Consider the following 19,263-nt stretch of genomic DNA (forward strand, 5'->3'; position numbering starts at 1 on the left):
CCTGGTCGCGGTTTTTCTTTTTCGTAGAGGACGACTGCCATGAACTTCGATGACACGCCGCAGGAAGCCGAATTCCGCGCTATCGCGCGCAAGTGGATCGATGCCAATGCGCCCAAGGAGCTGGAAGCCGAGCTGACCAAGCCGTCGGCGAAGCGTGCCGGTGAAAAGCGCGACGCGATGCTCGATGTCGCCAAGGCGTGGCAGAAGAAGAAGGCCGATGCCGGCTGGGCCTGTCTGCATTGGCCGAAGGAATATGGCGGCCGCGGCTCGACGCCGATCGAGCGCGTGATCTGGCAGCAGGAAGAGGGCGTCTATGACAAGCTCGCGCGGCCCTTCGCCATCGGGCAGGGCATGTGCGGTCCGACAGTGATGGCCTATGCCTCCGAAGACCAGAAGCGCAAATATCTGCCGCCGCTGGCCTCCGGCGAGAAGGTCTGGTGTCAGCTGTTCTCCGAACCCGCCGGTGGTTCCGACGTCGCCGGTCTGCGCACTCGGGCGGAAAGGGACGGCGATGATTGGATCGTCAACGGCCAGAAAATCTGGACTTCCGGCGCGCATTATTCGGATTATGGCATCCTCATCACCCGCACCGACCCGAATGTGCCGAAGCACAAGGGTCTGACCATGTTCTTCCTCGACATGAAGAGCGAAGGCGTTGAGGTAAAGCCGATCAAGCAGGCCAATGGCATGCAGGAATTCAACGAGGTGTTCTTCACCGATGTGCGGATTCCCGACGCGCAGCGGCTCGGCGCCGTCGGTGACGGCTGGAACGTGTCGCTGACCACGCTGATGAACGAGCGCATGTCGATAGGCTCGCGCGTCGCGACCGGCTTCCCGGAACTGTTCGAGTTCTGCAGCAACCTGATGCTGGAAGACGGCCTCGCCATCGACGATCCCAATGTGCGTTCGAAGCTGGCGGGTTGGGCGGTGAAGAATTCCGGTCTGAAATACACCAGCTATCGCTCGATCTCGGCGCTGTCGAAAGGCGAGCGTCCGGGGCCGGAAAACTCGATCGGCAAGCTCGTCTCGGGCATGATGATGCAGGACATCGCGATGTTTGCTGCTGATCTGCAGGGCGCCTCCGGAGCCCTGGTCGGCGCCGATGCCGAAGCGGCCGGTGAATTCCAGGCGACAATTTTGGGCTCGTCCTCGATGCGTATCGCCGGCGGCACCGACGAGATCCTGCGCAACATCATTGCTGAGCGCGTGCTCGGCTTGCCTGGCGACATCCGCGTCGACAAGGACGTGCCGTTCAACAAGGTCCCGACCAAGGGACGGTAAGGTTTGTAATGACTGCTTCTATCGATACGGTCGAGAATCTTCTGGCGTCACGTTACTCCTGCCGTGCCTACAAGACCGAGCAGGTGCCGCGCGATATCATCGACCGCATTCTCAATGCCGCGCAGAAGACGGCGTCATGGTGCAACAGCCAGCCATGGCAGGTGACGATCACATCGGGCGAGGCGACGAAGAAATTTCGCGACGTGCTCTATCCCGTTGCAGCCTCTGGCGCGCCGAATTCGGGAGACTTCCCGTTCCCGCGCGAATATCGCGGCGTCTATCTGGATCGGCGCCGTGAAAGCGGCTTCCAACTCTACAATACGCTGGGCATCGCGCGCGGCGACAAGGCGGCCTATGCCGAGCAGGCGTTGCAGAACTTCAACTTCTTCGGCGCGCCGCATGTGGCGATCATCACCTCGGACGAAGCGCTCGGCGTCTATGGCGCAGTGGACTGCGGCGGCTATGTGAGCAATTTCATGCTAGCTGCACAGGCGCTCGGCCTCGCGACCGTGCCGCAGGCGGCACTGGCGTTTCACTCGGCCGTGGTGCGCAAGCATTTCGGCATGAGCGACGATCGCCGCGTCGTTTGCGGCATCTCGTTCGGCTATCCGAACCGCGAGCACAAGGTGAACAGCTATCGGACCAACCGCGCGCAGTTGCCAGACGTCGCGACATTTGTGGAGTGATCTTGGCCGTCATTCCGGGGCGCCGGAATGCGGCGAAGTCGCATGCAGGCGAACCTCAGCCACTCCAATTGGAGTGGCGGGGAATCTCGGCATGGCTAAACACTTCGGGATTCCGGGTTCACGCGAGCAAGGGCTCGCGCGCCCCGGAATGACGAGTGAAGCCTAAAACCTCGGCGCCCGCTTCTCCGCAAACGCCTTCGTCCCTTCCTTGATCTCATCGCCGCGCATGCTGTCGCGAGCGCGCTGGTCTGCCGCCGCTTCGTCCAGTTCACCGCGGGCGAATTCGTTGATCGCCTGCTTCATGCCGCGCATGGCGATCGGGGCGTTGCCGGCCAGAATCGTGGCGAGCTTGTCGACTTCCTCGTCCAGCGCCTCGGCCGGCACCATGGCGGTGAGGTAGCCGATCCGCAGCAGTTCGGTGGCTTCCAGCTTCTGCGCGGTGAGAAACAATCGCTTGGCGTTGTCGACCCCGAGCCGGCTCACATAGCGTTTGATGCCGCCTTTGTAATAATGAAGGCCGAGCCGGGCCGCGGGCATGAACATCTCGCAGGTGTCGACGCCGACCCGGAAGTCACAGGCCAGTGCCAGATCGGTCGAGCCGCCATAGACGCCACCATTCAGTCGGCAGATGGTCGGCAGCGCCAGGTCCTCCAGCCGGTTTGCCACGGCCTCAAAGGCCGACCCGGACGAACCTTCGGCTACGGGCTTGGGCGCGCTGGCAGCCCGTTCGGAGATCGCATTGAGGTCGAAGCCGGCGCTGAAGGCGCGGCCGTTGCCTGTCAGGACTAGCACCCGGATGGCGCGATCGGCCTCTACGCGATCGAACAGCTGCATAAGGGTGTCCAGGTCGAGCTGGGACAGCCGGTTCAGCTTCTGGGGCCGGTTCAGGCGGATGGTGGCGCGGGGGCCGTCGATGGTCAGAATGGGTGGCGAGGACTGGTCAGATGCGGTTTCCGTCGTTTCCGACATGTTGTTCTTCTCCATAGCGTTTTCGAGCGAAGGGGATGCCCGGTTCGCGTTCAGAAAACGCGTCAAATCTAAAGGCGCGCGCCTCTCGCGCGGGCAGAGGGTGACCGTGCCCGCACCCGGATGGGACGTCAATCCGAGCACCAGACCGTGATTTCGAGCGGTTACAAGACGGGCTATTTTAACCGGATGGGCTATATTGCATACGCAAAGGCCCGGTCATCCGTCCTTCATGTCGGCGGGTGACGTTGCGGCCGTTCCTAGAAACCCGGTTTGCTCCCATGGATATGTCTTATCTCCATCACGCCGGCAGTGCCTTTGCTACCATCTTCGTAGTGGCGACCTGCACGATGCGCACGATGATCCCGCTGCGGGTGTTCGGCATCATGGCCAATGTCCTGCTGATCGCGATCTCGATCCCAACCCACAATTATCCAACCATGGCGCTGCACGCGGTGCTGCTGCCGCTCAACATCTACCGTCTGCGCCAGATGCTGCAGTTGGTCCAGGATGTGAAAAAGTCGGTGAATTCGGACCTGTCGATGGAATGGCTGAAGCCGTTCATGACCAAGCGTCCCTGCAAGGCCGGCGAGATCCTGTTCTACAAGGACGAGAAGGCCGAGGACATGTTCTACATCGTGTCCGGCCGCTATCGTCTCGTCGAGTCCGGCATCGAGCTGCCGGTCGGCGCTATCGTTGGTGAGCTTGGCATGCTGTCGCCGACGAATGAACGCACCCAGACGCTGGAATGTATCGAACCCGGCATGGTGCTCAGCGTCAGCTACAGCCAGGTCGAAGAGCTGTACGTGCAGAATCCGGAATTCGGTTTCTTCTTCCTGCGTCTCGCCAGCGCGCGGTTGTTCGAGAATATCGACAAGCTGGAAGCGCGTCTGATGAAGCAGGACACGCCCGCATTGCCCATGGCGCCGCAGCACGCATAAGCATCAGGACGTCCCGTGGCAGGTTTCATCAACGTCATCCGCTCCACGCTCGCCGAGTTGGCGAACAGGAACGAACCTGCAGCGCCGGTTTTGCCGGTGGGCCTGCCGGCTGCGGTGCGTTCTGTAGCGGAAGATGGCGTGGCGCTGCTGATCAACTATCAGAGCGCCGTCTACGCGCAGCTCTACAGCAATCGGCTGCGTCGCTTTGTCGGACGGCGCAATATCAGCGACGAACTGTTCAGCGAGATTGCGCGGCTGCTCGCGATGCGCATGAGTTATCACGACCCGATCCGCATTGCGCAGCTCAAGCTGCAGGAGCCGGTGATATCCGGCCGGCCGCCTGTCGTCGACAAGCGGCGGTTCCGGCTGGATGAGCTGGTGTCGGCATTGCCGGAGATCGTCGGCGATCCCCTGATGTGGGCGCTCGAGCGCATTTATTGCGCGCATCGCACGGTGCCGATCCGTTTCAGCAAGGTCAGTATCTGGGGCGTCAAACGTCTTGAACTCGAATCCTGGCTGCGACGCTGGCGCCTGTTGTCGACGCGTTATGAGACGGAGCGCGTCTGGGTCGAACGCTGGCTGCATATGATCGATCGCGCGCTGACCAAGCAGCCGGACGCGGCAATGGCCATCGTGCAGACGGCAACCATGATCGAAGGTTACGGCACGGGCTATCGGCATGGCATGGCCGCCTGGCATCAGATCATCGACGGGCTGGCCAAGCCGGCTTTCGATGGGACGCTGGTTATCACCGATCTGGCGGACGCGATCACGCGTGCCCGTGCGGTGCCGCGCGACCCGAAGGGTGACCAATTACGCAAGGCGATCGGCGAACTGCGCGCGCATGCCGTGATAAACTAGCGTGGAAGTGGAATAGGGGCGAGGATGTCTCGACCGATGGGGCGGCAAGGAAGTGGTGGGTTTTCGGTTCCGCGGCGTGCATTCCCGGTTTCGGAGTGTCATAAATAGGGCGAGCGATCCAGGCCGGCTCGGCGCGCCGTCCTGTCGTGACCGGTGAGAGGGACGTCAGCTTGTTGTTTCCTGCAATGTCGTCGTCGATTGCTCTGGGCGGGCTCGTCGGGTGGATGCTCGTCCTCACCGTCAAGCATGTGATCGCTGATTTCCTGCTGCAGAACGCCTGGATGGCGATGGGCAAGGATCAGCGGACCGGTTGGGCGCTGCCGCTGCTGGCGCATTGCGCGATCCATGGCGTGCTGACGACGCTGTTCATTGCCGTTGTACAACCCAAGCTCTGGTTCCTGGGGCTGGTCGATTTCGCGATCCACATCACCATCGATCGGCTCAAGGGCATCTGCGTCTCGCATTTCGGGGTGGCGCAGGGCCATCGCTGGTTCTGGTGGCTGATCGGCATCGATCAGGCACTGCATCACCTGACCGACTTCTTCCTCACCATCTTCATCGTCGCCAACAGCTGATGCGCGTTTGAACGCATCGAGTTCCAATGTGGCGGTAGCAGGGCACGGCTGCCACATTTCAAACTGTTACTCAAGAGTCGCACACGGCCATTAAGGCTGTTAGTTAACTCTGCGTTAGGAAATTCAACCGCATCCTCATTAACGAGGAGAAACCCCATGCGGTCCAGCCGTCAAGCTTTTGAGAACGATTTTTGCCCCGTCGAGGAAGATCTGCTCGGTGCAATGTATCGTGCAAATGAAAATGGCCTGCCCCATCTCGTGGCCAGCGTTTCATCCGATGTCCGCGCGATGCTGGCTCTGTTCTGCTATCGCCGCAGTCATCTCCACGCTTTGGCGATCTCGATCGCATCGAGCTGCAGCGAGCGTGAGCTGATCGAATTCGGTGGCCGCGTCGGTTCTACACTCTACGCGCTGTCGCACGACACCGCTGTGGCGCGTCCTTCGGTGTCGGCCTATCACAACCGCAAGGCGATCACGCTGTCGACCAAGCCTCTCTCGACGCTGGCGCCGATGGATGATGATCTCGACGACGAGCTGGATGACAAGGAACTCGCTCACGCCGTCACGGCGTAAGCTGACATCAACTACTCTACGGCTGCCAGAATTGGCAGCCCGTGCCGGCGCCGCGCCATGGCACATTCGGGATCGCCGGGCATGCAGGTCCGGCACACGTCCGGTCTGACGGCGTAAATCCCGCAGGCTGTGGCCTCTCCAACCTTTCCGTTCAGCGCGCTGCAGCGGTCTCCGTCGCAGCGCATTCCCGACTCACGATCATTGACATATTTGGCTGGGATCAGATTGAGATCGGCATCGTCTTCGATGGTGAAGCGCGGCCAGTTGCTGGAATACGAACAGCACGCACCACAGGCTTGGCACGGGCTGGCTTCGCTGATCGTGGCTGCGTCGTTTGTCATGCCGCGGTTTATCGCGATCGGGCGGGTTTCACCAGCGGCGTAGATGCAGGCTCGGCTGTTTCAGGTATCCTGTGGCCGCTCCCAGCTCAGTGTCTTGCGCCATTTGCTGCGCAGCGTTTCGCGTCGCTCCGGATACTTCTCATCGAGGAAATGCGCCTCGATCGCGCGGTCGGTTCGAAAACTGCGGAAATCCTTGCGAAGCTCGCACCACGCCGCTAGCAGCCGCACGGCTTCCAGATAACCCACTGCGATCGGCCAGACGACGCGCTCGCTGTTACGACCGGCTTCGTCCCGGTAAAGCAGCCGGACCTTCTTGCCCGCATGAATATGCGCACGCATCTGCACCATATCCATACTGTCGGCGGCGCCGTGGAAATCCGGCCGCGCGCGGCTCGCGGGTTCCAGCACGAAGGGGCGCAAGCGCTCGGGCACGGTGTCCGCGATCTTCGCAATGAGATCCTGTGCCGCCTTGGCCAAGGCCGGATCCGCGTGGCCCATCACCCATTGCGCGCCAAGCACGGCGGCTTCGATCTCGTCGGGCGTCAGCATCAGCGGCGGCATGTCGAAACCGCGCTCGAGGATATAGCCCATGCCGGCTTCGCCGCGGATCGGGACGCGCTGGCCCATCAGCGTCGCGATGTCGCGATAGATCGTTCGTTTGGACGTTTCCAGTTCGGCGGCAATGGCATCCGCCGTCAACGGCTTCCGCGTGCGGCGGAGCACCTGGATGATCTGAAACAGGCGATCGGCGCGTCTCATGGTCGTCTCTCTATCTTCGTTGGCCGATGTCGATGCTGACAGCATGTTGGCAGCAGGGGGCAGTCATACAGGACCCAGGTTCAAACGAACGAAGGATTCTGCAATGACCGCTTTCGATAGCCTCGAGGCATTTTCGCATGATGACTGGCTCTGGCGCATCCGGGTATGGCTGCTCGAACGCACAATTTTTGTCCTGTCCGGAGACCTCCGCTGGGCCCTGATCGGGCTCGGCTGGCGCATGGTTTCCAGCGCGGCGGTCCAGACGCGTGTCTGGGTCGTGGGTGCGACCCGGCGTGACCACTGCTGACACCACGGTGGCAGCAGCGGCTGCCTAGTCTCGTCCTCTCAATACCAGGAGAACTGCAATGATCATCCTACATGGTGCTGGCGCCGGCTTTGGCCTGCCTGAAATCAGCCCTTTCGTGACCAAAACCGAGGTCCAGCTCAAGATGGCTGGCTTGCCCTATCAGAAGCAACCGGCACGGCCGCAAGATTCGCCGAAAGGACAGATGCCTTATATCGACGACGGGGCTCAGTGCATTGCCGACTCCACTTTTATTCGCGCCTACATCGAACATAAGTACGACGTGGATTTCGATAAGGGTCTCGATCTCGCCCAGCGCGCTCAAGCCTGGGCGATCGAGCGGATGATCGAGCATCATCTCTACTGGTCACTTGTCGGGGTGCGCTGGGTCGATAGCGATAATTTCGCCAAGGGACCGTCCCACTTCTTCGACGGCATTCCGGAAGCTCAGCGCGACGAGATTCGTGCATCCGCCCGGAAGTCCGTCATTCAGAGCCATCTGGCGAACGGTCTTGGCCGGCATCCTGCGGATGAGGCCCTCCAACTCGCCGATCGTTCGCTGATGGCGCTGTCGGTACTGCTGGCCGGAAAGTCTCACCTGATGAGCAACCGTCCCGCCGGTGTCGACGCAACCGCATTCGGCGTCCTGGCGGGGATCCTGGCGCCGCTGTTTCCGTCGCCCTTGCAGCGTCAGTTGCAGCGTTACGGCAATCTCGTCGCTTATGTCGATCGCATGATGGCAGAGTATTATCCCGAGCACGTCTGGCAGTGCAGCGTCGCTGCCTGACGCTGCGTGGCCTTCAACGCGGCGACGCTGCACCCTTCAGCGTCGCCAGTTCTGCTTCCAGCTCGACGATCCGTGCTTCGCGGGCTGCCAGTGCCGCTGCGACATCGGCTGCATCGAATTTCTGCGGGATATGCTGTGGGCAATTGGTGTCCCATGCGCCGATCGTGAACAGGATCACCTGTTCGGGCTTGGCACGATAACCTTGCGGCATTAGCGACGCCAACAGCGCCGGATCGTCCTCGACCACCCGCGCGGTACCCCAGAGCTTGACGCGTCGGCGATGCGCGTAATCCATGATGAAGATGTTGGCCTTCGGATTCTCGGCGAGATTGCCCTGGGTGATGTATTGCCGATTGCCGCTATAGTCCGCAAAGGCCAGCGTCTGCTTGTCGAGGATCTTCACGAAGCCCTTCGGTCCGCCGCGATGCTGCATATAAGGCTGCCCGTCAGCGCTGGCGGTAGCCAGAAAGAAGCTGTTCGCCTCGGCAAGAAACGCTGCGAGATTGTCGTCGACTTCGGTGCGCCAGCCGCCGTTTTCCTCGACATGCGCATAGCCGGAACGCGACCCCTTGCGGGTCTGGATCGCCTTGACGGTCGGCGTGAAAGCAATGTCGCTGGAATAGGTGTGGATGTCTGACATGGCTTACTCCCTGTTGGAGCCGCGAACGGGATGCGTTCTCCGTAGGCCATAAAGTGGCTCCTTCCTCTCGCAAGAACAATCGTTGGAGTTGACACTTCATTATTGCGATATATGAAATGATCCGATGGATCGGATCGAAGCAATGACCGTCTTCGTCGCCGTGGCGGACCTGCAGGGGTTTGCGCCTGCGGCCCGCAAGCTCGGATTCTCCGCCTCGGCGGTCACCCGCATGGTGGCGGCGCTGGAGGAGCGCCTTGGCGCCCGCCTGCTGCAGCGGACCACGCGTTCGGTCATGCTGACGGATGTCGGCGCGCGCTATCTGCATCGGGCGCGCCAGATTCTCGCGGATATCGAGGAGGCCGAAGGCTCCGCACAGGCCGAACGGGCGCGGCCGAGCGGGCGTCTGGTTGTCTCGGCACCGGTTGGCTTCGGACGCCTGCATGTCACGCCGTTGATCTCGGCCTATCTGCAGCGCTACGCGGACGTATCCGGTGAATTGCGGCTGACCGATCGCATGGTCAGCCTGGTGGAGGACGGGATCGATGTCGCCGTCCGGATCGGTCATCTCCCCGATTCTAGTCTGGTGGCGCGCCAGGTCGGCAGCATGCCGCGCGTCGTTGTGGCGTCGCCAGATTATCTGGCGCGGCGCGGCCAACCAAAGACGCCGGACGACATCGTGAAGCACGATACGATCCAGTTTGGTGTCATTGCATCAACGCCGGAATGGCGCTTCGTGCAGGATGGCGACGACATTCGCATCACGCATATGCCGCGTTTCACGACCGACGTTGCCGATGCCGCCATCTGGCATGCCGAGCATGGTGGCGGCCTGACCCGCGTACTGGCCTATCAGGCGGCAGACGCGCTGGCGGCCGGGCGCCTCAAACGCGTGCTCACGGAGTTCGAGCCGCCGGCGGTACCGATCCACATCGTCTATCCGACCTCGCGCTTACTCTCGGCGAAAGTGCGCGTCTTCATCGATCTCGCCGCCGATACCTGCCTGTGGGATTTCAGCAAGCGATAGCTTTCGCTACACTTTTGGTGGGGCCACGCTGAACGTGCCATTCGCTCGGGCGCAAGGCTCGTCATCCGCTGATATCAGCGCCTGCGCAAAGCAGAGACGTTTGCCGGTCTTGATTACCTCGGTGTCTATCTGCAGCCATTGTCCGACCTGTGCTGAGCCGAGAAAATCGGCGGAGAGATTGACGGTGAGCAGCCGTGTGCCGCCGCCGAGCACATGGCCGCAGCTCAGGCCCATCGCATTATCGGCCAGCGCTGTGATCAGCCCGCCATGCGCCATGCCGCGCGAATTGGTATGCGCTTCGGCGATCCGGAGACCGAGGATGACATTGGTGTCGGTCACCTTGGAATAGATCGGCTCCCACGGGGCGGTGAGGGGGCTTTTGCGATAGTGTGGCGCGAAGCCGTGGGGGATGGTGGTGTCGGTCATGGCGCATCCATCTGGATTGTTTGCGCTATTGAAGCGAAAGCACACGCAAAGGACAGACCAACAAAGTTTGAAACGGGTCTGACGGCCGTTTAAAACAAGGCACGTCTACGATCCTAATACGGCAGCCCGACGTAATTCTCCGCCAGCGATGCCGTCGCGACGTCCGAATGCACGACGTAATCGAGTTCAGCCTGCTGCAGCTTCGTGCCGAAGCCGTCATTGTCGGGGAAGCGGTGCATCATCGAGGTCATCCACCACGAAAAGCGCACGGCCTTCCACACGCGCTTCAGCGCGATGGCCGAATAGAAGTCGAGACCGCTTGAGGATTTCTCGTCGTAGAATTCGCGCAGCGCCATCGATAGGTAATGGACGTCGGAGGCCGCGAGGTTGAGCCCCTTGGCGCCGGTCGGCGGCACGATGTGGGCGGCGTCGCCGGCCAAAAAGAGCCTTCCGAAGCGCATCGGTTCCGCGACAAAACTACGCAGCGGCGCGATGCTCTTTTCCAGCGACGGGCCAGTGATGAGGCTTTCGGCGGCCTCCGTGTCGAGGCGGCGGCGCAACTCGTCCCAGAACATGTCGTCTGTCCAGTTCTCGACTTTTTCGTCGAGGGAGCACTGGACGTAATATCGGCTGCGCGTCATCGAGCGCATCGAGCACAGCGCGAAGCCGCGTTGGTGATTGGTGTAGATCAGCTCATGCGACACTGGCGGCGTATCCGAGAGCAGGCCGAGCCAGCCGAACGGATAGACGCGCTCGAAAGTCTGCATGGCGGAGGCCGGAACACTCTGCCGTGACACGCCGTGGAACCCATCGCAGCCGGCGATGAAATCGCAGGAGATCTCGTGGCTTATGCCGTCCTTGACATAGCGGACGCGCGGGCTTGTGCCGTCGAAATCATGGAGCGAGACGTTGTCGGCGTCATAGACTGTGGTCAGCCCGGCCGCGTCGCGGGCATCCATCAGGTCGCGGGTGACTTCGGTCTGGCCATAGACGGTGACGACCTTGCCGCCAGACGCTTTCTTCAGGTCGAGGCGGTGGCGAATTCCGCCGAACAGCAATTCGATGCCATCATGGATCAGGCCTTCATGGTGCAGACGCTCGGTAATCCCCAGCTTTTCAAGGAGGCCAACGGTGCCCTGTTCGAGCACGCCGGCGCGGATGCGGGCGAGGACATAGTCGCGGTCCTTGCGCTCGAGAATGACGTTATCGATCCCATAGGCGTGCAATAGTTGCCCAAGCAACATTCCAGCCGGACCAGCTCCAATGATTGCAACTTTTGTGCGCAACATCTGCTCCCGCGTTGATATAGGCTCTGTCGTCCGACTGAGTTGACAAGTCAAGCGCGGTCGCGACACTAGCCGCGCAGCACGTGCAGTCGCACTGCTTGCAAAGATGATTATAACATATAACAATATTTGCAAAGGGCCGTTCAAGGTCCGGTGAACACGTTCGAAAGAACACGTCCGAACGGACGCAGAGGGAGAGACGTCGATGAGGAAAGCAATTCTCGCATTGCTGGTGGCTGGTTGCATCGTGCCGGCACTGACGCCCGCACAGGCGCAAGACAAAACCGTCAATATGAAGGTATCGCTATGGGTGCCGCCGGCGCATCCGCTGGTGCCGGCCACGCAGGCCTGGGCGGCCGATATCGAAAAGGCCTCGGGCGGCAGCATCAAGATGTCGGTGTTCCCCTCCGAACAGCTCGGCAAGGCTTTCGACCATTATGACATGGCGCGTGACGGTATTGCCGACATCACTTACGTGAATCCCGGGTATCAGCCCGGGCGCTTTCCCATCGTGGCCGCGGGCCAGCTGCCCTTCGTGTTCTCGGACGGCAAGAAGGGCACCCTCGCGCTGAACGAGTGGTACCAGAAATACGCCAAGACGGAGATGAAAGACACGAAACTCTGCTTCGCCTTCATCCACGATCCCGGATCGTTGCACGGCAAGAAGAAGATCGTCGTGCCGTCAGATCTGAACGGCGTGAAGGTGCGCCCGGCGCAGAGCACGATCGGCGAGATGGTCAAGCTGTTCGGTGGCACCAATGTCCAGGCCTCGGCGCCGGAATCGCGCGACGCCATCGAACGCGGCGTGGCCGACGAGATCGCATTCCCGTGGGGATCGATCTTCCTGTTCGGCATCGACAAGGTGGTGAAGTATCACATCGATGCGCCGCTCTATTCGACGGTGTTCACCTACAACATCAACCTCGCCAAATATAATTCGATGTCGCCCGCGCAGAAAAAGATCATCGACGATCACTGCACGCCCGAATGGGCCTCCAAGGTCACCGATCCCTGGGTCGACTTCGAAGCCAACGGCCGCACCAAGATGAAGGCGCTGCCGGATCACGAGGTCTACAAGCTGACACCCGAGCAGCTCGCCGAGTGGAAGAAGGGCGTCCAGCCGCTCAACGCCGCCTGGGCTGCAGCCGTGAAGAAGGCCGGCGGCGACGCCGATGCCATTGATGCGGATCTCAAGGCGATGCTGAAGAAGCACGACGCGGGGCTTTGATCCAACACCGTCATTCCGGGGCGCTTCATCGGTGCGTCAGCATCGATGAGGCGAACCCGGAATCCCGAAGTGTTCAGCCATGTCGAGATTCCGGGTTCGTGCGGGCTTCGCCCGCCCCGGAATGATAAGTTTCTGGTCCGGAATGACGAACTGAAATCGAATCCATCATGACCGCCACGTCCGAAATCTCCCAATCCAGCGCCCTCGGCATTCCGCCGGATCCGCCCCGCAAGAACGTGATGGATCGCTTTATCGATTCCATCGAATGGATCGCCGCGTTCTTCGTCGGCATCGTCGCGCTGAACACCTTCGTCGCGGTGTTCATGCGCAAATTCTTCGCGGTCACGATCCCCGATTACTATAATATCGGCCAGTTCATGCTGGGTGTGCTGATCTTCTGGGGCATCGCAGCGACCTCTTATCGCGGCTCGCACATCACCGTCGATCTGGTCTGGGCCAATGCGACGCCGAAATATCAGCGCTGGATCGACGTATTCGCAACATTGGTCCTGCTGTTCGTCGTGACGGTGCAGACCTACACACTGTTCGACAAGGTCGCGGACACTTACCGCAGCAATCTTGTCACCATGGATCTGCAGCTGCCGGTCTGGCCGTTCTTCCTGCTGTCCTGGATCGGCGACGTCTCTGCCGTGCTGCTGATCGGCATTCGTACTTACAGGCTGATCTTCCATCCGGAAGAGATGCATGAACCCAAAATCAAGACGGCAGAGTAAGTCGCATGGACCTCAGCAATGAAGCGGTTGCCGTTATCGGCTTTGTCAGCCTGTTTGTGCTGATGCTGCTGCGTGTGCCGGTGGGCATGGCGATGGGCCTCGTGGGCATTACGGGCTTCGGCTATCTCACGGGCTTTGCGCCGGCGCTGAAGCTGGTCGGCCAGACCACCATGCGCACGGTGACGGATTATTCTTTCGGCGTGATCCCGATGTTCCTGTTGATGGGCGCCTTCGTCTCGGTGTCCGGCATCAGCCGCGAACTGTTTCGCGCTGCGAATACGTTTGTAGGCCACTGGAAGGGCGGCCTCGGCATTGCCACCATCGCCGCCTGCGGCGGCTTCGCGGCGATCTCCGGCTCGTCGGTGGCGACGGCCGCGACATTCTCCGCGGTGGCCTATCCGGAAATGCGCCGCTTCAATTATCCGCAGAGCTTCGCCACCGGCGTCATCGCCGTCGGCGGCACGCTCGGCGCCATGCTGCCGCCGTCCACGGTGCTGGCGGTCTATGGCATCATCACCCAGCAGGACATCGGCAAGCTGTTCATTGCCGGTATCGTGCCGGGTCTGCTCGCCATCGTCATGCATATGATCACCATTGCCGTCATCGGCCGGGTCAAGCCCGGCTTCCTGCCGGCAGGTCCGAAAGCATCCTGGCGCGAACGGGCTGCTGCGATCCGTGATGTGTGGTCGCCGCTGCTGCTGTTCGTCTTCGTGATCGGCGGCCTCTATGGCGGTTTCTTCATCCCCACCGAGGCCGGCGCGGTGGGGGCGGTCGGCGCCTTCATCATCGGCGTGTTACGCGGCAAGCTGACGAAAGACGGCATCCTGCAATCGCTGTTGCAGGCAACGCGCACCGCGGCGGCTGTCTTCACTGTGCTGATCGGCGCGCTGTGCTTCGGTTATTTCCTCACCATTACGCAGACGCCGCAGCACGTCACCGAATTCCTTACTGGTTTGGGCATCGGCCCCTATGGTGTGCTGGCGCTGATCCTTCTGATGTATCTGGTGCTCGGCTGCCTGATGGACGCCATGGCCATGGTGATCCTCACCGTGCCGATCGTGTTTCCGGTGGTGATGGCGCTAGGCTTCGACCCGATCTGGTTCGGAATCGTCATCGTCATGACTGTCGAACTCGGCCTGATTCATCCGCCGGTCGGTATGAACGTGTTCGTTATCAAGAGCGTGATCAAGGACGTCAGCATGGCCACGATTTTCAAAGGCGTTTTGCCTTTCGTGGTTACCGACCTGATCCGCCTTGTGCTGCTGATCCTGTTCCCGTTGATCGCCACCTGGCTGCCGATGCGCATGATAGGATGATGCGATGACGACACCACAGCTTGCGACGAAATACGTGTTCAGCCTGTCGATCAAGGTCGGCACGCCGATCGTGGCCGGCGATCTCGGCTATGGCATCCGTCGCGTCATCCCGGTCCTTGGCGGGACCGTGCAAGGCGAGGGCATCAAGGGCACGATCCATCCAAGCGGCGCGGATTTCCAGATTATCCGCCCGGATGGCTTTACCGAGCTTGAAGCGAAATACGCGTTCGAACTCGATGACGGCGCCGTGGTCTATATCGAGAATATAGGCGTCCGCTTTGGCCCGAAGGAGGCGCTTGATCGCATCGCTCAGGGCGAGGCGGTCGATCCCGCGCTGATCTACTTCCGCTCGGTGCCGAAATTCGAGACAGGGCATCCGAAGTATCGTTGGCTGATGCAGAACCTGTTCATCGGCGTGGGAGCAAGACATCCCGACCGCGTCGAACTCGCGGTGCATCAGGTGCTGTAGGTACGCTCTCGCACAAGCCTCTCCACGTCATGCCCGGCCTTGTACCGGGGCATCCACGCCTTGGCCGCACAGTAAGGCGTGGATGGCCGGGACGAGCCCGGCCATGACGGAGTGCGGTAATGGCTCACGATCCTTCTGCTTACTTTCTCCGCAATTTCTGTAGTTAACTCCCGATCGACCGGCAAAAAGCCGGCGAACATAGGGAGGCGACGATGCTGAGAGCGTATCTGCTTGGAACTGCCATTTCACTTGTCATGGTTGTTCCGTCGATGGCGCAGGACTGGACCAAATCAAAATGGGGGCCGAACGACGAAATCGGTGCCGCCAACTACATGAAACCCGACCTGGTGAAGTCGGCCGCGCAACTGGTGAAGACTGGGAAGACCTATGCACTCGGCATTCCGGTGGGTGCGGACACGCCGGCCTATCCGCCCCGCGGTTTCAAGATCACCGTGGTACAGCCCGGTCAGGCCGGCAATCCCGGGCTCGGTCCCAATCACGCGACCTACAACGACGACATGCTCAACGGCTGGGTCGGCGTCGGCAGCCAGATGGACGGGCTCGGCCATCTTGGCGTCAACCACGTCTACTATAACGGCAACAAAATTGCAGACTTCGGTGATCCCACTGGCCTTAAGAAGCTCGGCATCGACAAGGTGCCGCCGCTGGTCACCCGTGGCGTGCTGCTGGACATGGCGGCTTACTACAAGACTGACGTCGTCAAGGAGGGCACGGCCTTCAACGTCAAGGAAATCGAGGAAGTCGCCAAGGCGCAGGGCGTCGAGATCAGGCAAGGCGACGTCGTGCTGTTCCACACCGGATGGCTCAGCCTGCTCGGCAAGGACGATAAACGCTACAATGCGGGCGAGCCCGGCCTTGGCGCTGAGGGTGCCAAGTATCTGACTAGCAAGGGTGTCGTCGCGGTAGGCGCCGATACTTGGGGCGTCGAGGTGCTGCCGTTCGAAACTGGCAATGTGTTTGAAATCCACCAGATACTGCTGGCAATGAACGGGACCTATATCCTCGAAAACATGGACACATCCGAACTGGCCAAGGACAAAGGCTACGAGTTCCTGTTTGTGCTCGGTCAGCCCCGCTTCAAGGGCGGTGTGCAGAGCATGATTAACCCGGTGGCGATCCGCTAGCCATCGCAGGAGAGGCGATCCGGTCTGTCCTGCGGGGCAGGTGAGACCGGATCGCTGTTGTGCACCGGAATACCTGACTTTTTGGAGGACGAAATCAGCCCCTATTGCACCGCAAGATTGACTCATGCGACATTCGTTATAAGATATAATTATTCTAGCTAGGACCTAATAGCGCTCATGAACCAAGCCGTCGCCGCTGCCGCCGCCATGCTCCAGATCGAAACCCGGGGCCGTGTGCTGATCGTGGGCCTGAACCGTCCCGCCAAGCGCAACGCGCTGAACGATGGACTGATCCTGGAGATCGAGCGTTGCTTCGCGTCGCTGCCGGACGATATCGGCGCGGTGGTGGTGCATGGCATCGGCGGGCATTTTTCCGCGGGTCTCGATCTGTCCGAACTCACCGAGCGCGACGCGACGGCCGGCCTGATGCATTCGCGGATGTGGCACCGGGTGTTCGATATCATCCAGCATTGCCGCGTTCCGGTGATCGCCGCACTACAGGGCGCAGTGATCGGCGGCGGGCTTGAACTGGCTTGCTCTGCGCATATCCGCGTTGCCGATCCCTCGGTCTACTATGCGCTGCCGGAAGGCAGTCGCGGGATCTTCGTTGGTGGTGGCGGTTCGATGCGCCTGCCGCGCCTGATCGGTGTGCACCGGATGGCTGACATGATGCTCACGGGCCGCGTCTATAAGGCGGAAGAGGGCATGTCGCTCGGCTTCGCGCAGTATCTGACGGAAGCCGACGGATCCTTGCCCAAGGCCATAGAGCTTGCCGAACGTGTCGCGCAGAACGCGCCGTTGACAAATTTTGCCGTGCTGCAGGCCTTGCCGCTGATCGCCGAAGCCAGTCCGCAGACAGGCCTGATGCTCGAAGCGCTGATGGCCTCAGTGGCGCAGAGCGATCAGGAGGCGAAAAATCGCATCAGGGATTTTCTGGAGCGCAAGGCCGGCAAGGTGAAACCCGGCTAATCCGGCAAGACGACAACGAACAAAAATAAAAGCAACAATCGAGACGAATACACAGGGCGGAAACAATGTCTGCAGGTGCCGACAAGATCGATCAGACCAAGCGGGCAGAGGCGGCGCATCCGTTGCGGCCGATATCCTATGGCGATCCTGCAGTCACTATCGAGCGCCACGATAACGGCACCATCTACCTGCGGCCGACCCATGCCATCGGCGACTATCCGGAGCGCGTCACCGATTATCTGCATCACTGGGCCAGGGAGACGCCGGATCGCGTCTTCATGGCTGAGCGCGCGGAAGGCGGCGGCTGGCGTGAAGTTACTTACGCGCAGATGCTGGACGCGGCGCGCCACATCGCCTCGGCTCTGCTGGCCCGCGGGCTGTCGGCCGACAGGCCCATCGTCATCCTCTCCGGCAATTCGGTCGATCACGCACTGATCGCTTTTGGCGCGCTCTATGCCGGTATCCCCTATGCGCCGGTGTCGCCGGCCTATTCGCTGGTGTCGAAGGACTACGGCAAGCTCGGCTATCTCATGAAGCTGCTGACGCCGGGGCTGGTGTTCGTCGACGACGGCGACCTGTTCGCGGATGCCATCCGCTTCAATGTCCCTGCCGATGTCGAAGTCGTCGTGTCGCGCGGTATGCTGCCGGATCGCGGTGTGACAAAGCTCTCCGAGCTTCTTACGACGCAGGAGGCAGCCAATCTCGACGCAGCGAACGCTGCCATCGGTCCTGACACAATCGCCAAGTTTCTGCTGACTTCGGGCTCGACAGGCAATCCGAAGGCTGTGATCAACACCCAGCGCATGATGTGCGCCAACCAGATCATGCTGCGCGACACGCTGGCTTTCCTGAAGGACGAGCCGCCGGTCATCATCGACTGGCTGCCGTGGAATCACACTTTCGGCGGAAATCACAATATTGGGCTGACGCTGTTCAATGGCGGCTCGATGTATCTCGACGACGGCAAGCCGACGCCGGCGGGCATCGAGCAGACCATCCGCAATCTCCGCGAGATTTCGCCGACGGTCTATTTCAACGTTCCCAAGGGCTATGAATCGCTGCTGCCCTATCTGCGCGAGGACGTCACGCTGCGCGAGAAATTCTTCGCGCGACTGCACGCGATGTTTTTCTCGGGCGCTGCGCTGTCAGCCTATGTCTGGGACAGTCTCGATGAACTGTCGGTCCAGACCACCGGCGTGCGCGTGCCGATGCTGACGGGTCTTGGCGCGACCGAGACCTCGCCCTTCTTCATGTGCGTCAATCCCGTGACCAGCCGTTCCGGCCATGTCGGTCTCCCGGTGCCGGGCAACGATGCCAAGCTGGTGCCTAACAACGGCAAGATGGAAGTGCGCGCCAAGGGGCCGAACATCACGCCGGGCTATTGGCGCGAGCCGGAACTGACCGCGAAGGCGTTCGACGAGGAAGGTTATTACATCTTCGGCGATGCGCTGAAGGCCGTCGATCCCGATGATCTCTCTGCCGGCTTCGATTTCGACGGCCGTATCTCCGAGGACTTCAAACTCGGCAGCGGCACCTGGGTCAGCGTCGGCCCGCTTCGCGCGCGCTTCGTCGGCACCTGCGCGCCACTGGTGCGCGATGTCGTCATCGCAGGTATCAACCGCGACGAACTCGCAGCTCTCGTTATTCTCGATCTCGATGGCTGCCGTGTGATCAATCCCGATCTTCCTGCGGGCGACCTCGCTGCGGCAGCCAATGATCCGATCGTCCGCGACGCGTTCCGTGAGCGCCTCGCACGTTTTATGGCCGGTGCTACCGGTTCATCCACGCGGATTGCCAAGGCGGTGCTGCTCGACACCCCGCTGTCCATCGATCGCGGTGAGGTCACGGACAAGGGCTCGGTCAATCAGCGCGCAGTGCTGGAGCATCGCGCAAGGCTGATCGACGATATTTATGAGAATCCGGAAGTTGCGAAAGTAATTGCGATCTAGCTG

The 19,263-nt window shown here is 61.0% G+C and carries 22 protein-coding genes; 16 read left to right on the forward strand and 6 right to left on the reverse strand.

What is annotated here, in order from left to right; all coding sequences use genetic code 11:
• Positions 1-39: 39 nt before the first annotated feature.
• A complete protein-coding gene (locus AB8A33_RS05430; RefSeq protein ID WP_439091841.1) occupies positions 40-1,281 on the forward strand; it encodes an acyl-CoA dehydrogenase in 1,242 nt (413 codons plus the stop codon).
• An 8-nt stretch (positions 1,282-1,289) separates the two neighbouring features.
• The gene (locus AB8A33_RS05435; protein ID WP_439091842.1) at positions 1,290-1,967 is read left to right on the forward strand and encodes a nitroreductase; all 678 of its coding nucleotides are present in this window, start codon (positions 1,290-1,292) and stop codon (positions 1,965-1,967) included.
• A gap of 162 nt (positions 1,968-2,129) precedes the next feature.
• On the opposite strand, the gene AB8A33_RS05440 is transcribed toward AB8A33_RS05435, so the two are convergent.
• Entirely contained in the window at positions 2,130-2,936 is an 807-nt protein-coding gene (locus AB8A33_RS05440; protein WP_439095862.1) for an enoyl-CoA hydratase/isomerase family protein, read from the reverse strand.
• A gap of 278 nt (positions 2,937-3,214) precedes the next feature.
• Between AB8A33_RS05440 and AB8A33_RS05445 the strand changes: the two genes are divergently transcribed.
• The 4 genes from AB8A33_RS05445 to AB8A33_RS05460 all read left to right on the forward strand — a co-directional run bounded on the left by AB8A33_RS05445 (position 3,215) and on the right by AB8A33_RS05460 (position 5,883).
• Positions 3,215-3,874 carry a Crp/Fnr family transcriptional regulator gene (locus AB8A33_RS05445; RefSeq protein ID WP_439091843.1) on the forward strand — a complete coding sequence of 220 codons (660 nt, stop codon included), beginning with the start codon at positions 3,215-3,217 and terminating at the stop codon, positions 3,872-3,874.
• Between the two features lie 15 nt (positions 3,875-3,889).
• Positions 3,890-4,735 (forward strand): DUF6537 domain-containing protein, encoded by an 846-nt coding sequence (locus AB8A33_RS05450; protein WP_439091844.1) that lies wholly within the window; start codon positions 3,890-3,892, stop codon positions 4,733-4,735.
• Positions 4,736-4,905: 170 nt separating this feature from the next.
• On the forward strand, positions 4,906-5,310 hold the full coding sequence (locus AB8A33_RS05455) for a DUF3307 domain-containing protein (RefSeq protein ID WP_439091845.1): 405 nt from the start codon (positions 4,906-4,908) through the stop codon (positions 5,308-5,310).
• Between the two features lie 156 nt (positions 5,311-5,466).
• Complete coding sequence (locus AB8A33_RS05460; RefSeq protein WP_439091846.1) at positions 5,467-5,883, forward strand: hypothetical protein; 417 nt, start codon at positions 5,467-5,469, stop codon at positions 5,881-5,883.
• A gap of 11 nt (positions 5,884-5,894) precedes the next feature.
• Here AB8A33_RS05460 and AB8A33_RS05465 read toward each other — a convergent pair whose 3' ends face one another.
• Positions 5,895-6,224 carry a YkgJ family cysteine cluster protein gene (locus AB8A33_RS05465; protein ID WP_439091847.1) on the reverse strand — a complete coding sequence of 110 codons (330 nt, stop codon included), beginning with the start codon at positions 6,222-6,224 and terminating at the stop codon, positions 5,895-5,897.
• Positions 6,225-6,284: 60 nt separating this feature from the next.
• Positions 6,285-6,983 carry a helix-turn-helix transcriptional regulator gene (locus tag AB8A33_RS05470; protein WP_439091848.1) on the reverse strand — a complete coding sequence of 233 codons (699 nt, stop codon included), beginning with the start codon at positions 6,981-6,983 and terminating at the stop codon, positions 6,285-6,287.
• 103 nt (positions 6,984-7,086) lie between these two features.
• Between AB8A33_RS05470 and AB8A33_RS05475 the strand changes: the two genes are divergently transcribed.
• Both AB8A33_RS05475 and AB8A33_RS05480 read left to right on the forward strand, forming a co-directional pair.
• Positions 7,087-7,290, forward strand: a complete 204-nt coding sequence (locus AB8A33_RS05475) for a hypothetical protein (protein ID WP_439091849.1) — start codon at positions 7,087-7,089, stop codon at positions 7,288-7,290.
• A gap of 58 nt (positions 7,291-7,348) precedes the next feature.
• Positions 7,349-8,074 carry a glutathione S-transferase family protein gene (locus AB8A33_RS05480; RefSeq protein WP_439091850.1) on the forward strand — a complete coding sequence of 242 codons (726 nt, stop codon included), beginning with the start codon at positions 7,349-7,351 and terminating at the stop codon, positions 8,072-8,074.
• Between the two features lie 13 nt (positions 8,075-8,087).
• On the opposite strand, the gene AB8A33_RS05485 is transcribed toward AB8A33_RS05480, so the two are convergent.
• A complete protein-coding gene (locus AB8A33_RS05485; RefSeq protein ID WP_439091851.1) occupies positions 8,088-8,714 on the reverse strand; it encodes a pyridoxamine 5'-phosphate oxidase family protein in 627 nt (208 codons plus the stop codon).
• A gap of 124 nt (positions 8,715-8,838) precedes the next feature.
• On the opposite strand from AB8A33_RS05485, the gene AB8A33_RS05490 reads away from it, so the two are divergent.
• Positions 8,839-9,738: a LysR family transcriptional regulator gene (locus AB8A33_RS05490; protein WP_439091852.1), complete on the forward strand. Its 900-nt coding sequence runs from the start codon at positions 8,839-8,841 to the stop codon at positions 9,736-9,738.
• 6 nt (positions 9,739-9,744) lie between these two features.
• On the opposite strand, the gene AB8A33_RS05495 is transcribed toward AB8A33_RS05490, so the two are convergent.
• Both AB8A33_RS05495 and pobA read right to left on the reverse strand, forming a co-directional pair.
• Entirely contained in the window at positions 9,745-10,164 is a 420-nt protein-coding gene (locus AB8A33_RS05495) for a PaaI family thioesterase (protein WP_439091853.1), read from the reverse strand.
• A gap of 113 nt (positions 10,165-10,277) precedes the next feature.
• Entirely contained in the window at positions 10,278-11,450 is a 1,173-nt protein-coding gene (gene pobA, locus AB8A33_RS05500) for a 4-hydroxybenzoate 3-monooxygenase (protein WP_439091854.1), read from the reverse strand.
• Positions 11,451-11,655: 205 nt separating this feature from the next.
• Here pobA and AB8A33_RS05505 point away from each other — a divergent pair, with 205 nt between their 5' ends.
• The 7 genes from AB8A33_RS05505 (at position 11,656) to AB8A33_RS05535 (ending at position 19,260) form a co-directional block, all read left to right on the forward strand.
• On the forward strand, positions 11,656-12,678 hold the full coding sequence (locus AB8A33_RS05505) for a TRAP transporter substrate-binding protein (protein WP_439091855.1): 1,023 nt from the start codon (positions 11,656-11,658) through the stop codon (positions 12,676-12,678).
• Positions 12,679-12,917: 239 nt separating this feature from the next.
• Complete coding sequence (locus AB8A33_RS05510; RefSeq protein WP_439095863.1) at positions 12,918-13,412, forward strand: TRAP transporter small permease; 495 nt, start codon at positions 12,918-12,920, stop codon at positions 13,410-13,412.
• Positions 13,413-13,417: 5 nt separating this feature from the next.
• The gene (locus AB8A33_RS05515) at positions 13,418-14,728 is read left to right on the forward strand and encodes a TRAP transporter large permease (protein WP_439091856.1); all 1,311 of its coding nucleotides are present in this window, start codon (positions 13,418-13,420) and stop codon (positions 14,726-14,728) included.
• Positions 14,729-14,732: 4 nt separating this feature from the next.
• A complete protein-coding gene (locus AB8A33_RS05520) occupies positions 14,733-15,197 on the forward strand; it encodes a DUF3237 domain-containing protein (RefSeq protein WP_439091857.1) in 465 nt (154 codons plus the stop codon).
• A 212-nt stretch (positions 15,198-15,409) separates the two neighbouring features.
• The gene (locus AB8A33_RS05525) at positions 15,410-16,342 is read left to right on the forward strand and encodes a cyclase family protein (RefSeq protein ID WP_439091858.1); all 933 of its coding nucleotides are present in this window, start codon (positions 15,410-15,412) and stop codon (positions 16,340-16,342) included.
• Positions 16,343-16,519: 177 nt separating this feature from the next.
• Positions 16,520-17,311: a crotonase/enoyl-CoA hydratase family protein gene (locus AB8A33_RS05530; RefSeq protein WP_439091859.1), complete on the forward strand. Its 792-nt coding sequence runs from the start codon at positions 16,520-16,522 to the stop codon at positions 17,309-17,311.
• 65 nt (positions 17,312-17,376) lie between these two features.
• Positions 17,377-19,260 (forward strand): feruloyl-CoA synthase, encoded by a 1,884-nt coding sequence (locus AB8A33_RS05535; protein WP_439091860.1) that lies wholly within the window; start codon positions 17,377-17,379, stop codon positions 19,258-19,260.
• Positions 19,261-19,263 lie beyond the last annotated feature (3 nt).

Origin of the sequence: Tardiphaga sp. 813_E8_N1_3, from assembly GCF_051811025.1 — a bacterium.
Classification (GTDB): domain Bacteria; phylum Pseudomonadota; class Alphaproteobacteria; order Rhizobiales; family Xanthobacteraceae; genus Tardiphaga.

Excerpts from the sequence above, each read along its gene's own strand:
- AB8A33_RS05515 (WP_439091856.1), top strand. The coding sequence starts at position 13,418 with ATGGACCTCAGCAATGAAGCGGTTGCCGTTATCGGCTTTGTCAGCCTG.
- AB8A33_RS05435 (WP_439091842.1), top strand. The coding sequence starts at position 1,290 with ATGACTGCTTCTATCGATACGGTCGAGAATCTTCTGGCGTCACGTTAC.
- AB8A33_RS05490 (WP_439091852.1), top strand. The coding sequence starts at position 8,839 with ATGGATCGGATCGAAGCAATGACCGTCTTCGTCGCCGTGGCGGACCTG.
- AB8A33_RS05520 (WP_439091857.1), top strand. The coding sequence starts at position 14,733 with ATGACGACACCACAGCTTGCGACGAAATACGTGTTCAGCCTGTCGATC.
- AB8A33_RS05430 (WP_439091841.1), top strand. The coding sequence starts at position 40 with ATGAACTTCGATGACACGCCGCAGGAAGCCGAATTCCGCGCTATCGCG.
- AB8A33_RS05470 (WP_439091848.1), bottom strand. The coding sequence starts at position 6,983 with ATGAGACGCGCCGATCGCCTGTTTCAGATCATCCAGGTGCTCCGCCGC.
- AB8A33_RS05465 (WP_439091847.1), bottom strand. The coding sequence starts at position 6,224 with ATGACAAACGACGCAGCCACGATCAGCGAAGCCAGCCCGTGCCAAGCC.
- AB8A33_RS05530 (WP_439091859.1), top strand. The coding sequence starts at position 16,520 with ATGAACCAAGCCGTCGCCGCTGCCGCCGCCATGCTCCAGATCGAAACC.
- AB8A33_RS05440 (WP_439095862.1), bottom strand. The coding sequence starts at position 2,936 with ATGTCGGAAACGACGGAAACCGCATCTGACCAGTCCTCGCCACCCATT.
- AB8A33_RS05525 (WP_439091858.1), top strand. The coding sequence starts at position 15,410 with ATGCTGAGAGCGTATCTGCTTGGAACTGCCATTTCACTTGTCATGGTT.
- AB8A33_RS05510 (WP_439095863.1), top strand. The coding sequence starts at position 12,918 with ATGGATCGCTTTATCGATTCCATCGAATGGATCGCCGCGTTCTTCGTC.
- AB8A33_RS05445 (WP_439091843.1), top strand. The coding sequence starts at position 3,215 with ATGGATATGTCTTATCTCCATCACGCCGGCAGTGCCTTTGCTACCATC.
- AB8A33_RS05460 (WP_439091846.1), top strand. The coding sequence starts at position 5,467 with ATGCGGTCCAGCCGTCAAGCTTTTGAGAACGATTTTTGCCCCGTCGAG.
- AB8A33_RS05535 (WP_439091860.1), top strand. The coding sequence starts at position 17,377 with ATGTCTGCAGGTGCCGACAAGATCGATCAGACCAAGCGGGCAGAGGCG.
- AB8A33_RS05475 (WP_439091849.1), top strand. The coding sequence starts at position 7,087 with ATGACCGCTTTCGATAGCCTCGAGGCATTTTCGCATGATGACTGGCTC.
- AB8A33_RS05505 (WP_439091855.1), top strand. The coding sequence starts at position 11,656 with ATGAGGAAAGCAATTCTCGCATTGCTGGTGGCTGGTTGCATCGTGCCG.
- AB8A33_RS05485 (WP_439091851.1), bottom strand. The coding sequence starts at position 8,714 with ATGTCAGACATCCACACCTATTCCAGCGACATTGCTTTCACGCCGACC.
- AB8A33_RS05480 (WP_439091850.1), top strand. The coding sequence starts at position 7,349 with ATGATCATCCTACATGGTGCTGGCGCCGGCTTTGGCCTGCCTGAAATC.
- AB8A33_RS05495 (WP_439091853.1), bottom strand. The coding sequence starts at position 10,164 with ATGACCGACACCACCATCCCCCACGGCTTCGCGCCACACTATCGCAAA.